Genomic DNA, 15,646 nt, shown 5'->3' with positions numbered 1-15,646 from the left:
CGGGGTTCGTGCAGTGGGGGGCCGGCGGGGTCGAAGAGGGGGAGTGCGCGGCCTGGGCTCAGGCGGTGGGCACCGGGGCGTCGGGGGAGATCAGCTTCTCCGCGCGGAGCGCGGTCCAGAGGGCGGCCGGGACGGTCTCGTCGAGTGCGGCGACGTCCTCGGCGATGCGGCTCGGCCGGGTGGCGCCGGGGATGGCCGCCACGGTGGCGGGGTGAGCCAGCGAGAACTGCAGAGCGGCCGCCTTGATGCCGACCCCGTGCTGCTGCGCGAGCGCCTTGATCCGCTCCACCTTCGCGACGATGTCGGCGGGCGCCTTCTGGTACTCGAAGTGGGTGCCGCCGGCGAGAACGCCGGAGCTGTACGGGCCGCCGACGACGATGTCGACGTTCTGCGCGGCCGCGGCGGGCAGCAGGCGCTGCAGCGCCCGGCTGTGGTCCAGCAGGGTGTAGCGGCCGGCGAGCAGGAACGCGTCGGGGCGGGGTTCCTCCAGGTCCAGGGTCAGCTCCAGCGGCTCGACCCGGTTGACGCCCAGCCCCCAGGCCTTGATCACGCCTTCGTCCCGCAGCCGGTCCAGAACGCGGAAGGCTCCGGTGCGGGCCGATTCGTACTCGGCCAGCCACTGGTCGCCGTGGAAGTCCTGCGCCACGTCGTGCACCCACACGATGTCGAGCCGGTCGGTCCTGAGCCGCTTGAGGCTGTCCTCGATGGAGCGCAGCGTGGCGTCGGCCGAGTAGTCGTTGACGATCTTGTTGGGGCGCCCGTGCTCGAAGAGGCCACCCTTCTCGCCCAGGTCGCGGGCGGCGGGGTCCTCGACCTCGTCGAGGATGATGCGGCCGACCTTGGTGCTCAGGACGTAGGCGTCACGGGGGCGGCCGGACAGGGCCTCGCCGAGCCGGATCTCCGACAGGCCCGCGCCGTAGAAGGGCGCGGTGTCGAAGTAGCGGATGCCGTGCTGCCAGGCCGCCTCCACGGTGGCGGCGGCCTCGTCGTCCGGGATGGCCCGGAACATGTTGCCCAGCGGGGCGGTGCCGAAGCCGAGTCGTCCGGGAAGGAGGGTGGTGATGCTCATGGAGATGTCCTCGCAGTGATCGGGTGGCGGTGCGCCGGTGCCGCGCTGAACGCGTTTCGGCGGGCCGCTGGCTGTGCGTGCTCCACGCTAGGATCGAGACATCAGACTGTCCAAGACACACTTGGACTGAGTTCAGTCCCCCGAGGTCTCACATGCTCGATCTGCGCCAGCTCCGCTACTTCGTCGCCGTGGCCGAGGCGGAACATGTCGGCCGAGCGGCGGAGGCCCTGCACATCTCCCAGTCTCCGCTCAGTCGGCAGATCGCTCAGCTGGAGCAGAAGCTCGGCCTGACCCTCTTCGGGCGCAGCCAGCAGCGCCTCCAGCTCACGGTGGACGGCCGTGTCTTCCTCACCGAGGCGAAGGCCCTGCTGCGGCACGCGGACCGGCTGGAGAACCTGGGCCGCCGCCTGGGCCGCGGCGAGGAGGGCGGACTGTGCATCGGATACGCCGCCCACGCCATGCACACCGGCATCCTGCCCAATGCTCTGCGGGTGCTCAACCAGCGGAACCCCGGCATCCATGTCGCGCTGTACAGCCTGACCCCCGCCGAGCAGTTCGAAGGGCTGCGTCAGCGCAGTCTCGACATCGCCCTGGTCCACGAGCCTCCCGCCGAGGGCGACCCGGATCTCGTCTCCGCGCCGCTGCTGGACGACCCGCTGCTGCTCGTGCTCCCCGCGGACCACCCGCTGGCCGGCCGCAAGGACCTCGCCCCCGCCGATCTGGACGGGCTGCCGTGGGTCGCGGTGGAGAACTCCGAGGATCCCGCCTGGCGGGACGCCTTCATCGCCTCCTGCATGGCATCGGGCTTCGCCCCTGATGTCCGCTTCGAAGCCGCCGAGCCGCTGACCGCACTCGGCCTCGTCGCCTCGGGCCTGGGTCTGGCCCTGATCCAGAAGAGCATGCTGCGGGGCGCCACCGAGGGCGTCGCCGTACGTGAACTGCCCTGGCACCACGCCTGCGTACGGCTCTTCGCCGCCTGGCACCGCATCGATCTGCGCTCGGTGGTGGCGGCCTTCCGCTCGCTGGTGCTGGGTGGCGGTGCGACGGGCTGAGTCCGCGCACGCCGGGCGGGGCCAACATGCCGAACACCCGCCCGCGAGCGGTCCGGTGACCAGTTCCAGGAAGTGAGCGTCCCTCGCGTGCGGGACGCCGCCTTTGCTTCACCTCTTGACGTGTCTGGTTCAGACCTTTAGGTTCTCAGGTCGCCAGAGGTCCAAGAATGCACCCAACGTTCAGCCCGTTGAACTCGACTTCGTGGCTCCCTCCATCGTCATCGCGCGCGGAAGGCTGGAAGACGCCATGGCTGAGCCCCACTTCAGCGTCGTGAGACACTCCGTCGGCTCCCGTAAAGTGCTGAGGCTGTTCATCCTCCTGGCCGCGCTGCTGGGCCTGGCGACTCCCCCCGCGCAGGCGACCACTCACGCCGCGTCCCCGTTCAAGGTGCTGGCCCTCTACAACGGAACCTGGGACGCCGCGCACATCAGCTTCGTTCACGAGGCGAACGACTGGTTCCCCCGGCAGGCGGCGGCGAACGGCTTCACCTACACCGCGAGCAACAACTGGGACCTCCTCGCCAACGGCGGGGTCAACGGCTACCAGGTGGTGCTCTTCCTCGACGACCTGCCGCAGACCGCCGCCCAACGCGCCGGATTCGAGCAGTACATGCGGGGCGGCGGGGCCTGGATGGGCTTCCATGTCTCGGCCTTCACCACCGACGCCGCAAGCTGGCCCTGGTACCACAACCAGTTCCTCGGCAGCGGCAACTTCAAGTCCAACACCTGGGGACCGACGACGGCCGTCCTCCGGGTCGAGGACCGCAGCCACCCGGCCACCAGAAACCTGCCGTCCACCTTCACCTCGTCGGTGAGCGAGTGGTACAGCTGGTCCAACGACCTGCGCCAGAACCCCGACATCAAGATCCTGGCCTCGATCGACCGGAGCAGCTTCCCCCTCGGGACCGACCCTGACCAGAGCTGGTACAGCGGCTACTACCCGATCCTGTGGACGAACACCGAGTACCGCATGCTGTACGCCAACTTCGGCCACAACGCGATGGACTACGACACCAACACCACCCTGTCGTCCACCTTCGCCAGCCCGACGCAGAACCAGTTCCTGCTCGACGGGCTCAAGTGGCTCGGCGGAGCCGGGGACACCCAGCCGCCCTCCGGCCCGATCTCCGAGACGTCCTGGTACACCATGCGGAACGCCGGGAACGGTGACTGCGTCGACGCACGTGCCGCGGCCACCGCGAACGGCACCGTCATCCAGCAGTACACCTGCAACAACACCGCCGCGCAGCAGCTCCGGTTCCGCTCCACCGACAGCGGTTACGTCCGTATCGCCGCCCGCGGCAACCCCCAGCAGGTCGTCGACGTGACCGACCGCTCCCAGGCGGACAACGCCCCGTTGCAGCTGTGGTCCTACTCCGGCGGCCAGAACCAGCAGTGGCAGCCCGTCCAGGAGAGCTGCGGTCGTTACCACTTCGTCGCCCGCCACAGCGGCAGGTGCCTCAGCGCCGCGGCCACCTCCGACAACAGCATCCAGCTGACCCAACGCGGCTGCGACGGGTCCGGCGCCCAGACCTTCCAGCTCACCGCGCAATAACCCTCCACACCGCTCTCTCCCCACCGGAGGCCCCCACATGACGCGTAGCAGGCTCCTCGCGACCGCGACCGTAGCGACTGTCGTCGCCACACTGGCTGCCCTCAGCACCAGCAGCGCGAACGCCGCGAACCCGAAGGTCGCACCCGGCGGCAACTTCGACCTGTCGACATGGCAGCTCCAGGAGCCGGTCGGCTCCCCGGGATCCCCGACCACGATCCCGTCGTCCCGGCTCCAGGGCCCCAACGGCTACCAGGACTCGTACTTCTACACCGACACCCGCGACGGTGCCATGACCTTCTGGGCGCCCGAGAAGGGCGTCACCACGCCCAACTCCAACTACGCCCGCTCCGAACTCAGGGAGATGAACCACGACGGCAGCGCCGCGAACTGGTCGCTCAGCGGCACCCACCGCCTGAACGCGACCCTGCGCGTGGTGTCCGTGACGTCCAACGTGTGCGTGGGGCAGATCCACCTCGGCACCGGGGGATCGTCCACCAAGCCGCTGCTGGAGCTGTACTACCACGCCAACGGTGACATCGTCCTCGGCACCGAGAACTCACCGTCCGGCGGCCAGACCCCGCACACGGTGGGACATGTGTCGATCGGGAAGACCTGGAGCTACACCATCGGTGTGTCCGGGGGCAACACCATCGACCTGACCGTCAACGGCAGCACCACCCACTACTCCATCCCCTCGTCCTTCAAGCCGTACAAGCAGTATTTCAAGGCCGGCTCCTACAACCAGTCGTCGTCGGACAGCACCACCAAGGGGGCCCGGGTCGCGTTCTACGGGCTGACCGTCTCCCACAGCTGATCCGCCGCGCATGCACCGGCAGCAGGCCCGCTCACCGGCGCGGCGGACCCTGCTGCCGGTCCCGGCGCCTCCTGGGTCCTGTCGTCAAACTGCCGTCGTCCGCCCGGAGGGCGGGCTCTGCGGCGAGAGTGCGTGCATGGCGTCGCGGGGCAGGCGGGAGTTTGACGACAGGGCCTAGCCCACCCGAGACACGGAGTGGGCCTCGCCTCGTTCGGCGCGCGCGATCGGTCCGGAGCTGGTGTGCTGGCTTATGGGGGTTTCCGCACCCGTTCCGGAGAGACAGATGAGTACCTACCGAGTTGCGCAGGTGAATGCCGCGGGTGGGCCGTTGGAGATCACCGAACGCGAGGTGCCGCCGCCGGGCCCCGGCCATGTGCGGATCGCCGTGGAGGCGTGCGGTGTCTGCCACAGTGACGCCTTCTTCGTGGACGGCACGGTAGCGGGCATCACGTTTCCGGTGGTTCCCGGGCATGAGATCGCCGGGCGTGTCGAGGAGCTCGGCGAGGGAACGCACGGTAGAGGCTGGCGGGTGGGCGACCGGGTGGCGGTGGGCTGGTTCGGCGGCAGCTGTGGTCACTGCCTGCCCTGCAGACAGGGCGACTTCATCATGTGCCAGACCCTCCAGGTCCCCGGGTGGACGTACGACGGTGGGTTCGCCGAGGCGGTGATCGCGCCGGTCGACGCCCTGGCCCGGATCCCCGAGGGGCTGGCGGCGAGCGCGGCCGGGCCCATGGCCTGCGCCGGTGTGACGACGTACAACGGACTGCGGCGCAGTTCCGCCCGGCCGGGCGATGTGGTCGCCGTGCTGGGCATCGGCGGGCTCGGGCACCTGGGCGTGCAGTACGCGGTCGCCATGGGCTTCGAGACCGTGGCGATCGCCCGTGGGGCGGACAAGGCCGACCTCGCCAAGCGGCTCGGCGCTCATCACTACGTCGACAGCACGGCGGGGGGCGGCGCCGCGGAGGCGCTCAAGTCGCTCGGCGGTGCGAAGGTCGTCCTGGCCACCGCCGGCAGTTCCGACGCCATCGCGGCGACCGCCGACGGGCTGACGCACCGCGGTGAACTGGTGGTCATCGGGCTGGCGCCCGAGCCGCTGGGGGTCAGCCCCCTTCAGCTGGTCACGGGCGCGAAGACGATGCGTGGCCATGCCTCCGGCACCTCACAGGACGTCGAGGACACCATGGCGTTCAGCGCTCTGTACGGGATCAGGCCGATGATCGAGACCGTACCGCTGGAGGAGGCCGACGAGGCGTACCGCAAGATGCTGTCCGGCGCCGCCCGCTTCCGTATGGTCCTCACCTGCTGATACCCGCGTCCAGGTCGCGTGCGGCCCGACGGGTGCGGGGCTCGGCCGCAGTCAGGCCGGGGGAGCGGAGTCCGGTGATCCGTACCGTGCGAGTTCACCGGTGACACGGGTCAGCAGCTCGTGGGAGAGGCCGGGGTCGGCCACGGCCCGGGACATGAGCAGGGCGCCGACCAGCGCGCTCAGGATGAGCATGGGCTCGGCCCGGGCCTCCTCGGAGGTGCCGTCCGGGCCGGCGATGAGGTCCAGATAGGCGCGGACCTGCTTCTCGTAGGCCTCCTTGAACCGCTGGTCGCCGCGTCCCGCGGCGGCGCCGAGGGTGACCAGGGCGCATCCGGTGGCCGGAGCGTCACGGTGCTGCTTCCTCAGATAGGACTCGATGAGTCCGCGGTGGGGCGCCTGCTCGTTCTTCCGTGCGGCCCGCTGCATCTTCGCCGACCCTTCGGCCAGGGCCAGAGCGACGGCCTGGCCGATCAGATCGTCCCGAGAGGCGAAGTGCTTGTAGAAGCCGCCATGGGTCAGACCTGCCTCCTTCATGAGCTCCGCGACGCCGGGGCGCGTGACCCCTTCGGCGCGGACCTTGCGGGCGGCCATGCGCAGCACCCGCTCGCGGGACGCCGCCTTCTCTGTCTGCCAAATGTAATCCTCGGATCAGGGGTTGTCAGTCATCCGAATCTGAGGAGAACCATGTCCGAGACCTACGACCTCCGCCGTACGGCGGTCCTGCTGGTCGACCCCTACAACGACTTCCTCTCCGAGGGCGGCAAGATCTGGCCGAGGGTGGAGCCCGTGGCCCAGGAGGTCGGTCTGCTCGACAATCTGCGCTCCGTGGTCGGCTCCGCCCGCGAGGCCGGCGCCCGCGTGGTGTTCGTCCCGCACCGCCGCTGGGAACCGGGTGACTACGAGACGTGGGACCACCCCAATCCGACCCAGCGCTCCGTCATGGAACGGCACAGCTTCGCCCGAGGTACCTGGGGCGGGGAGTTCCACCCCGACTTCCAGCCCCAGCCGGGCGAGGTCGTCGTCCACGAGCACTGGGCGCAGAGCGGGTTCGCGAACACCGACCTGGACTTCCAGCTCAAGCAGCACGGCATCTCCCATGTGGTGCTGGTCGGCCTCCTGGCGAACACCTGCATCGAGTCCACGGCTCGCTTCGCCATGGAGCTCGGCTATCACGTGACACTCGTCCGCGATGCCACGGCCGCCTTCCAGCCGGAGATGATGCACGCCGCGCACGAGCTCAACGGCCCGACCTTCGCCCACGCCATCCTGACCACGGCGGAGCTCGTCGCCGCCCTCCGGGAGGGAGTGGCGTGACCGTGGGGGGCGCTGGGGCGTGACGCCCGCCGCGGGAGCCGGGAGCCGGTGACGAGGCGGAGTTCGCCGGCGAGGACGTAGAGCCGGTCGAGCGGACCGTCGTGGAAATGGCCACGTTTCCCGGCGGTTTACCCAATGGCATGCTCCGGTCAAATCTGCCACGCTGCCGGTAGCCGTCGCCCCGGCCCCACGGGGAGGCGGCAGGAAGCTCACTCAGCGATCGCGCGAGCGATACGCGCAGCCCTGGCTGCCCAGCGGCGCACCCAAGCCGACGGGCGGCCACCGAGCGAGCCGGAACCCCGGCCGGCGCAAAGGAGTTTCGTGTGAGACCCACCCCCCACAAGGCCCTCGCGACGAGCGCACTCGCCGTCGCCGCGATGGCCGCCGTCCTGCTTCCCGTGACCCCCGCGGCGGCCACCCCGTCCACGGCCCCCGCGGCTGCCGCCTGCACCCCGTCCCAGGTGATCACCAACGGCGGGTTCGAGAGCGGGACTTCGCCCTGGACCCAGTCGAAGACCGGAGTCATCACCGACCGAGCAGGTCAGACGGCCCACGGCGGCACCTCTTTCGCCTGGCTGGACGGTGTGGGCAGCACCCACACCGACAGCCTCACACAGAGCGTGACCATCCCGTCCGGATGCAGCACCGCCACGCTCAGCTTCTGGCTGCACGTCGACACCGCCGAGACGACCTCGTCCACCGCGTACGACAAGCTGACGGCGAAGATCGGCAGCACGACCCTCGCGACGTACTCGAACCTCGACAAGAACACCGGGTATGTGCAGAAGTCGTTCGACGTGTCGGCGTTCGCGGGGCAGACCGTGGCCGTCGCCTTCACCGGCACCGAGGACTCCAGCCTCCAGACGAGCTTCGTCGTCGACGACGTCAGCCTCGACACCTCCGGCGGCACGGCCCCGCCTGCGGACTCCACGCGCACCCCGGCCGCACCCGCGTACACCGTGAGCCTCAGCAGCAACAACTCCGGCACGGTCTGGACCGGCCATGAGAGCGCCATCTTCACCAACGCGTCCGCCACGGCGCTCAGCGAGGTGTATCTGAGGCTGTGGGACAACTACCACGGCACCTGCTCCGCCCCGCCCATCACGGTCAGCAACGTCACCGGCGGCACCGCGGGCGCCCTGTCCGTCGCCTGCACCGCCCTCAAGATCGACCTGCCGACGCCCCTCGCCCAGGGCCAGAGCGCCACGATCGGCTTCGACCTGGGCATCACCGTGCCCAGCGGCGCCGACCGGTTCGGCCACGACGGGGCCTTCAACTTCATCGGCAACGCCCTGCCGGTGCTCGCCGTCAAGGACGGGGCGGGCTGGCACCTGGACCCGTACACCAACAACGGCGAGTCGTTCTACTCCCTGGCCGCCGACTTCAAGGTGACCCTGGACCACCCGACCACCCTGCTCGTACCGGCCACCGGCTCCTCGGTCGACACTCCCGGCTCCAGCGGACGCACGATCACCACCGCAACCGCCTCCAAGGTCCGCGACTTCGCCTGGGCGGCAGGCCCCTTCAGCAAGATCTCCGGCACCTCGCCCGCCGGCACGTCCGTCAACGTCTATTCCGTCTCGGGCATCAGCTCGTCCGACGCCCAGTCGATGCTCAGCACCGCCAAGAGCGTTGTCGACACCCATGCGTCGCGGTTCGGTGCCTACCCGTACGGCGAGTTGGACACCGTGATCGACAACAACTTCTGGTTCGGCGGCATGGAGTACCCCGGGTTCGTCCTCGACCTGGTCAGCACCACGGCGCTCACCCATGAGATCGGTCACCAGTGGTGGTACGGCATCGTCGGTGACGACGAGTACAACAGCCCGTGGCTCGACGAGGCGTTCACCGACTACGCCACCGACCTGGCGCAGAGCAAGACCGGCACCAACTGCTGGAACAGCGTGTCCTGGGCCTCGTCGGCGGAGAAGATCACCAACTCGATGGCCTACTGGGACGCCCACTCCTCCCGGTACTCCACCGTCGTCTACGGCTACGGCAAGTGCGCCCTGCACGATCTGCGGCGCGTCCTCGGCGACAGCGCCATGACGCAGCTGCTGAAGAGCTATGCGGCGGCGCACTGGTACGGCGTCTCGACCACGGCCGAGTTCAAGGCAGCCGCCCAGGCGGCCACGACCACGGACCTGACCTCGTTCTGGACGCAGCACCGTATCGACGGCTGAGCACGGCATCGAAGGCTGAGCACGGCATCGGTTCGCCGCGGCGGGCTCCTCGCGGAGCCGTCCGCGGCGAACCCCGGGCCGCCGCCGTCCGCACCCGGCGGCGGCCCGGCTCAACTCTTGCCGCCGGACCGGTGACTCAGGAACGGTCCGCCGAGAACGTCGTGCAGTTCGGACCGTAGATCCGGCCGTCCAGGTGGTTCGGGGTGGACGTGTCGTAGGCGCCCTGGAGGTCGACCGCCAGATAGCCCGGTGGCTGGCTGATCCAATGCGTCGCCCGCAGCGTCAGCACACCGTTCTGGACGGTGCCCGCCATCGCGAACGAGCCGCGCGGGACCTGGGGGTTGGAGGGCGCCGGATAGAACGCGAACACGGCGTCAGCGGTCCCGTCGTCGTGGTCCTCGATGGTGAGCACCAGGCCTGTGATGCCCTGGTTGCACACGTAGCTGCCGTTCCATTGGCCCGAGAGGCCTGTGACGTTCGCGTCGGGTGTGGACGGGGAGCTTTCGGGCGTGGATGGGCTGTTCCAAGGTGTGGACGGGCTGTTGTCGGGCGTGGACGGGCTGTTCTCGGGTGTGGACGGGGTGTCGTCCGGCGGGGACGGGGTGTCATCGCCCGGTGAGACGTGCGGCGACGGATCCACGATCGAGTTCCCATTGTCCGTGCCGGTCCCGCCACCGCCGAACAGGGCGTCCGCCCGCCACGCCACCAGCCCGATCGCCAGAACCGCGGCGAGAACGGAGCCGATCACGGCCACACGACGTCCGCCCGAGGAACTCCCGGGTGGGTTGCCGAACTTCCCCGGCACCGGCGTGGGCAGTACGCCTGGAGGCGGAGTTCCGGGAGGAGGAGTGTCCGCTCCCGCGCCACTCCTCACCGCGTCCGACACCAAGGCGGTCGGCGTATAGGCCGGCGGCGGGGTCGCCGGAACCGGCCCCGCCACGGTGGGCGCCTCGTGGGCAGGCGTGGAAGGGGCCGCGGATCCCGGAGGCGACGGCGCATCGGCCGGCGGATGTCCGCCGCCCCCGGCCACCGGCGTCTCCGGCGCGATGACCTTGGCCCCGGCCGGGGGCGTCTCCGGCGCCGTCGTCGCCTCGCCCGACGCCCCGTCCCAGGCCTCCCGTACTGTCGAGGCCACCGTCGGGGGGAGCCAGGACGCGCTGGTGAACAGCAACGTCGTACGGGCCGCGCCGGCCGCGTCGGTGAGTTCCGCGAGGAGCGCGTCGACGGTCGGCCGGTCCTCCGGTCGCTTGGCCAGGCAGCGCGCGACCAGACCGCGCATCGCCTCGGGCACGGCGTCCAGGTCGGGTTCGCCGTGGACGATGCGGTACATCAGGCCCTGGGCCGACCCGGTGCCGAAGGGGCCGGAGCCCGACGCGGTGAACGCGAGGACCGCGCCCAGCGCGAACACGTCGCTCGCCGGTCCGACGGGTTCACCGGTGAGCTGCTCCGGCGACATGAACCCGGGTGTTCCGATCACGACCCCGGTACGGGTGATCGCGCTCGCCTCGGTGGCCGTCGAGATGCCGAAGTCGATGACCCGGGGGCCGTCGGCGGCGAGCAGCACGTTCGACGGCTTCAGATCACGGTGCACGAGCCCCGCCGCGTGGATCGCCTCCAGCGCCTCGGCGAGCCCCGCCGCGAGCGTCGTCACCGGGCCCGCCTGCCAGGCCCCGTGCCGGGCGACGGCGGTGTCGAGCGAGATCCCCGGCACATAAGCGGTGGCCAGCCACGGCGGGTCCGCCGCCGGATCCGCGTCCACCACCCCTGCTGTGAACACTCCGTTGACCCGGCGGGCGGCGGCGACCTCCCGCGCGAACCGCTGCCGGAACTCGCGGTCCTCGGCGAGTTCGGGCCGTACGACCTTCACGGCGACCGCCCGGCCGCCCTTGGACCGGGCCAGATAGACCCGTCCCATACCGCCGGCCCCCAGCCGGCCCACCACGCGGTAGGGCCCGACCCGATCGGGATCCCCCACCCCCAGCGCACGCAAAGCTTCCATATGCCCCCCAAGGTCCGCTGCGTCTCCCCACGCAGGGTTCACATCATGACGTCAGCAAGCGCTTGCGAGGCTTTCGGTTTCAACAGACTCGTGAGCAATCGCGCGAACTCGGGGTTACTCGAATGGAGATGCGGTAACTCACCCCGAGTCGGGCGGATTACGAGGCCGGTGCCGACTCACCCGTGTGGATGGGCAGGACCACTCAGTGTGAGGCTCCGACCCTGCTGGCCCACACATGCAAGGGCGTGATCTCCGGCTCTGCCTCAGTCTGCTCCAAGCGCCTCTCCACGTCGTCCAGGTCCGACCAGGCGACGATGCCCGGCTTGCTGTCGGCCAGGAACGCCTCGACGACGGGACTGAGGTCGTCGGAAACCACATAGGTGCTGCGGAACGGCAACGCATCCGGGGGCACAGGACCGGTCGAGCACTGGAGCTGCCCGGCTTGCGCGTCGTGCCACACATAGAACATCGCCACTCCGGGAAAGCCCAGTTCGCGAATGCGTTCCCGGATGGCGGCAGCCGTGCGCTCGAAGGCAGCGACCACCTCGGCGGGCGGACAACGACCTCCTGTCCTCGTCCGCCGCACCCAGCGACCAGGTGTTGGTCTCCCGTTCCACCCGCCGGTCACCCGGCTCCAGCACCAATGGCTCGTCCGCCACCTCAGCGATCCACGTCAACAGCACCAAATCAGTATCCCTGCACGGCACGAGCCCAAGGCCACCATAAGGAACGACGACCAAGGACTCGTCAGGTCGGTCACCGTCCGGTGCTCACCTCGGTTCGCCGCCGGACCGCTCCGCGCGGAGCAGGGAGAAGATCACCTGGTCGTGCCACTGGCCGCCGCGCCACTGCGCCGAGCGCAGCACGCCCTCCCTGACGAAGCCCGCCTTCTCCAACGCACGCTGCTCGGCGAGGTTGGCGCAGTCCGTCCAAGCTTGCAGCCGTTCGGCCCTGGTGTGGTCGAAGAGGTGCTCGGCCAGCAGTCGCTGGGCCTGGGTGCCTATGCCGCGCCCGTGTGCGGCCGGCACGAGGCCGATCGCCAGGGTCCAGCAGGTGGAGGTGGCGGGCCGTCCCCAGGTGCTGGCGAACCGGCCCGCGATCCCGCCCATGGCCACCTCGAACGCCTCCCGCCACCGGACGGGATCTATGTTGTGACCTGCGGCCACCGTCTTGTCGTTCGTCCACACAACTCGCGATAGGCAGTCCCACGGCTTACTTCGGAAGCGTGGAGGCCTCGCCGACCGCGGCGAGCAGTTCGAAGGGGAACTCCCGATCCGCTTGGCCGAGGGTGAGCCCGAGCCGGCGACCAGCAGACGGCACCTGCCACATCTGCATGCTCCCAGCAAGGTTGCACAGGGAGCTCAGAGGCTCCGGCGCCTCGATGTCTGGGTGCTCCGGGTTGTCGAGCCCGAGATAGGGCCACAGATCGACCACGGTCGGACTGCCCCAACGCCCAGCCGGCACCGTGACCAGTGCGGTGAGGTCCGCCTCCAACTCCTCCTCTGCCGCTGTGAACGTCTCCGGATCAGGAGCGTCCCAGAAGTCCCGGCTCTGCCGGAGATCAGCGATGTGATACCCGGGGCCGCCCCATCCGAACTGCGTCTCCGACTGGCCTTCCTGTTCGGGGAACGGCAGAGCAATCAAGGCATCGATGATCGACAGTTGCTCCTCAGCGGAGCCTGCGGACCGAGGCTGGATCGGCATGGCCGGAGTGTAGGGCCAGTGACAGATGTCGTGCCCATCCACATCCCTCCAGCAAGATCACGATCTACAGCGGGAGCTAGTCCGCAGGCGGCGCGGAGGAGGCCGGCTCTTCCGTCTCCTCCGGTCCCTCCCACAAGCTGAGGGTGGCACGTACGGTCCCTTCGAGGTCCGCTCTGCTGTGACCGCCCTTCGCCTGCACCGCCATTCCCTGGAACAGGGTGAGCAGGAGCGTCGCGGTCGCATCGGCGTCGAGCCCCCGCGGCAGCGGCCCGTTCGCGCTCGTCTCGCGCAGCCGCTGACGCAGGGCGGGTCCGATCTGATCGCGGTTGCGGGCGAGTTCCTCGCGAATCACGTCGTTGTCGGGGCCGCAGGCCAGCGCCGCATTCGTTTCCAGGCACCCGGGCGGAGTCGTCTCCCCGGTGTGCAGCGTCGCGAGGCCGTAGAGAAGTTTCTCCGCGATGCGCCTGGGCGTGGTCTCGGCCAGCGCTGCGACACGGAAGTCGAGGTAATCCGAGCGGTAGAGCTCCAGGGCGCGCCGGAACAGTTCCTCTTTACTGCCGAAAGTCCGGTAGAGGCTGGTTCTGCCCATTCCGGTGACTTCCGTAAGCACAGTCAGGGAAGCCCCCTCGTATCCGTACTTCCAGAATGCGAACAGCGCATTCTGGAGAGCCTGTGCTTCAACGAAGGTCCGCGGCCTGGACAACTTCACTGCCTTTCTCCGGCGCGCCTCCACCTGGACGACCCATGAACCCGGCCTGGGGAATCGGGCGTTGCGCGACTCCCTAGGATATCACTTGGTAACTGCCTCCAAAGCTGCCGGGTGAACGGTGTGCGGCTTGAGCGCAAAACCGGTGACGGCCGCCGCCGTCAGGGCCAGGGAAACGGCCGCCCAAGGAGTGGCCAGCACTCCGGCGTCCTCGAGTACCCGTCCACCGAGGAGCGATCCGCCCGAGATCCCCAGGTTGAAGGCGGCGATGTTGAAGCCGGACGCGGCACCCACCGACTCGGGCACCTCGTCCTCGGCGACCATCACCACTCCGGCCTGCACCACCGGGTTGATCGCGAAGCCGAAGAATCCCCAGACCGCGAGGTTGACGATGACGGGAACCGTCGAATGGGCCGTGGCGGGCAGCAGTGCCAGCGACGTGGCCAGGCCGAGCAGCACCACGATGACGGCCCGCTTGGTACCGAGGCGGTCCGCAAGTTTTCCTCCCCAGAAATTGCCGATGACGGTGGCAATTCCGAAGAAGACCAGTCCGACGTTGACCATGCTCTCGCTCACGCCCGTCACGGACGTGAGCAGCGGGGAGACGTAGGTGAAGACCACGAAATTGGCGCCGAATCCCAGCGCGGTGATGAGATACATCGTGACGAGCCTGCCATTTCGGAGCAGCCTCAACTGGGAGAGCAGGCCGGCCGGCGGTGTGTGGGAAATTCTCGCGGGCAGAAGCAGCACCAGGGAGATGACGCTCGCCGCAGCCAGTGCCGTCACGACGAGGAAGGGAACTCGCCAGTCGAGCGTCTCGCCTATCCACGAGCCCAGTGGCACACCCAGCACCATGGCGACGGTCAGACCGCCGAACATGACCGCCACGGCCCCGTTCGCCTTTTCCCGTGGGACGAGCGAGGAGGCGACGGCCGCGCCGACACTGAAGAAGACGGCATGGGCGAAGGCCGTGATGACGCGCGCCGCGAGAAGCGCTGCGAAGCCGGGCGCGAAGCCCGCCGCCAGGTTCCCGGCAAGAAAGATGACCATCAGCCAGATGACGAGCCTACGGCGGTCGACCCGCCCCGTGAGGGCCGTGAACAGAGGTGCGCCGATCGTGATCGACAAGGCGTAGAGGCTCACCAGGAGTCCGGCGGTGGGGACGCTGACCCGCAGATCCTCGGCCATCGACGGAATGAGTCCGACGATCACGAACTCGGTCGTGCCGATGGCGAATGTCGAGACAGCCAGGGAGAGGACACTACGCGGCATCGCCGAGCGACTCCCTCGCGCGCGAGGCGGCGGCCTCGGCGATGATCTCGTCCTCCGCCACGGAGGCACCGGAGATGCCGATCGCCCCGACGACCGCACCGCCGGCATCCCTGATGACGACTCCGCCACCGAAGTTGATCAACCCGCCATTGGTGTGCTCGACCATGTAGCTGGGGCCGTCGGGGTGGGCCACCCCGCCGAGGGTCGCACTGTCGGACTCGAACAGCGCCGCCGTACGCGCCTTCCGGTGTGCGGCGTCGACGGTGCCGAGGATCGCCCCGTCCATGCGGAGGAACCCGGCCAGGTGGGCCGCCCTGTCACACACGCTGATGTTGACCGGCGGGAACCCCCGTTGCAACGCCTCCTCCTTCGCGGCGGCGATGAGCTTCTCGATGAGTGCGGCGCTGAGCGTCACGATGTTCCTTCGGATCTCGAATCATTTGGTACCGATCGGTTCCAAACTCTAAAGTTGCGCTTCGGTGCACGTCAAACGGTTCGGCCGCGCCTGCGTGCGCTGGCGCGTCGGCGCGTCGGCGCGTCGGCGTGACGCCGCGATCTACGGGGGCCGGTGAGCTGTGACGCCAATGAGGCCGGCGGCGGTGTGCGGCGCCGCAAGGAGGCGGCGGCGACACTGCAGGAAAGGGTGGCGTCTCGTCCGCACCGTCCCGCCGC

15 protein-coding genes are annotated in these 15,646 nt (G+C 69.4%); 6 read left to right on the top strand and 9 right to left on the bottom strand.

Features of this window, described 5'->3' with window-relative positions:
- Positions 1-58: 58 nt before the first annotated feature.
- Positions 59-1,069, bottom strand: coding sequence for an aldo/keto reductase (locus tag ACFYX0_RS17050; RefSeq protein ID WP_388971009.1), 1,011 nt, complete (start codon positions 1,067-1,069; stop codon positions 59-61).
- 152 nt (positions 1,070-1,221) lie between these two features.
- Between ACFYX0_RS17050 and ACFYX0_RS17045 the strand changes: the two genes are divergently transcribed.
- From ACFYX0_RS17045 to ACFYX0_RS17030, 4 genes are all read left to right on the top strand, one after another.
- Positions 1,222-2,121, top strand: a complete 900-nt coding sequence (locus ACFYX0_RS17045; protein WP_388971007.1) for a LysR substrate-binding domain-containing protein — start codon at positions 1,222-1,224, stop codon at positions 2,119-2,121.
- A 247-nt stretch (positions 2,122-2,368) separates the two neighbouring features.
- Complete coding sequence (locus ACFYX0_RS17040) at positions 2,369-3,676, top strand: ThuA domain-containing protein (protein ID WP_388971005.1); 1,308 nt, start codon at positions 2,369-2,371, stop codon at positions 3,674-3,676.
- Positions 3,677-3,713: 37 nt separating this feature from the next.
- Positions 3,714-4,490: a polysaccharide lyase family 7 protein gene (locus tag ACFYX0_RS17035; protein WP_388971003.1), complete on the top strand. Its 777-nt coding sequence runs from the start codon at positions 3,714-3,716 to the stop codon at positions 4,488-4,490.
- Positions 4,491-4,773: 283 nt separating this feature from the next.
- The gene (locus tag ACFYX0_RS17030; RefSeq protein ID WP_388971001.1) at positions 4,774-5,796 is read left to right on the top strand and encodes an alcohol dehydrogenase; all 1,023 of its coding nucleotides are present in this window, start codon (positions 4,774-4,776) and stop codon (positions 5,794-5,796) included.
- Positions 5,797-5,847: 51 nt separating this feature from the next.
- On the opposite strand, the gene ACFYX0_RS17025 is transcribed toward ACFYX0_RS17030, so the two are convergent.
- The gene (locus tag ACFYX0_RS17025) at positions 5,848-6,387 is read right to left on the bottom strand and encodes a TetR/AcrR family transcriptional regulator (RefSeq protein ID WP_388970999.1); all 540 of its coding nucleotides are present in this window, start codon (positions 6,385-6,387) and stop codon (positions 5,848-5,850) included.
- 93 nt (positions 6,388-6,480) lie between these two features.
- Here ACFYX0_RS17025 and ACFYX0_RS17020 point away from each other — a divergent pair, with 93 nt between their 5' ends.
- Entirely contained in the window at positions 6,481-7,110 is a 630-nt protein-coding gene (locus ACFYX0_RS17020; protein ID WP_388970997.1) for an isochorismatase family cysteine hydrolase, read from the top strand.
- 323 nt (positions 7,111-7,433) lie between these two features.
- Positions 7,434-9,293, top strand: a complete 1,860-nt coding sequence (locus ACFYX0_RS17015; RefSeq protein ID WP_388970995.1) for a M1 family aminopeptidase — start codon at positions 7,434-7,436, stop codon at positions 9,291-9,293.
- A gap of 136 nt (positions 9,294-9,429) precedes the next feature.
- On the opposite strand, the gene ACFYX0_RS17010 is transcribed toward ACFYX0_RS17015, so the two are convergent.
- The 7 genes from ACFYX0_RS17010 to ACFYX0_RS16980 all read right to left on the bottom strand — a co-directional run bounded on the left by ACFYX0_RS17010 (position 9,430) and on the right by ACFYX0_RS16980 (position 15,389).
- Positions 9,430-11,292: a protein kinase gene (locus tag ACFYX0_RS17010; RefSeq protein WP_388970993.1), complete on the bottom strand. Its 1,863-nt coding sequence runs from the start codon at positions 11,290-11,292 to the stop codon at positions 9,430-9,432.
- Positions 11,293-11,494: 202 nt separating this feature from the next.
- Entirely contained in the window at positions 11,495-11,836 is a 342-nt protein-coding gene (locus ACFYX0_RS17005) for a hypothetical protein (protein ID WP_388970991.1), read from the bottom strand.
- Between the two features lie 226 nt (positions 11,837-12,062).
- On the bottom strand, positions 12,063-12,458 hold the full coding sequence (locus tag ACFYX0_RS17000) for a GNAT family N-acetyltransferase (RefSeq protein ID WP_388970989.1): 396 nt from the start codon (positions 12,456-12,458) through the stop codon (positions 12,063-12,065).
- Positions 12,459-12,504: 46 nt separating this feature from the next.
- Positions 12,505-12,996, bottom strand: a complete 492-nt coding sequence (locus tag ACFYX0_RS16995; protein WP_388970987.1) for a hypothetical protein — start codon at positions 12,994-12,996, stop codon at positions 12,505-12,507.
- 76 nt (positions 12,997-13,072) lie between these two features.
- The gene (locus ACFYX0_RS16990; protein ID WP_388970985.1) at positions 13,073-13,705 is read right to left on the bottom strand and encodes a TetR/AcrR family transcriptional regulator; all 633 of its coding nucleotides are present in this window, start codon (positions 13,703-13,705) and stop codon (positions 13,073-13,075) included.
- Positions 13,706-13,786: 81 nt separating this feature from the next.
- Positions 13,787-14,974: an MFS transporter gene (locus ACFYX0_RS16985; protein WP_388970983.1), complete on the bottom strand. Its 1,188-nt coding sequence runs from the start codon at positions 14,972-14,974 to the stop codon at positions 13,787-13,789.
- The gene (locus ACFYX0_RS16980; RefSeq protein ID WP_388970981.1) at positions 14,964-15,389 is read right to left on the bottom strand and encodes a heme-binding protein; all 426 of its coding nucleotides are present in this window, start codon (positions 15,387-15,389) and stop codon (positions 14,964-14,966) included. Before ACFYX0_RS16980 ends, ACFYX0_RS16985 begins: the two co-directional genes overlap by 11 nt.
- Positions 15,390-15,646 lie beyond the last annotated feature (257 nt).

Source organism: Streptomyces sp. NPDC002573 (assembly GCF_042889625.1).
Taxonomy (GTDB): Bacteria; Actinomycetota; Actinomycetes; order Streptomycetales; family Streptomycetaceae; genus Streptomyces; species Streptomyces gibsoniae.
This window is presented reverse-complemented; position numbering and strand designations above follow the sequence as displayed.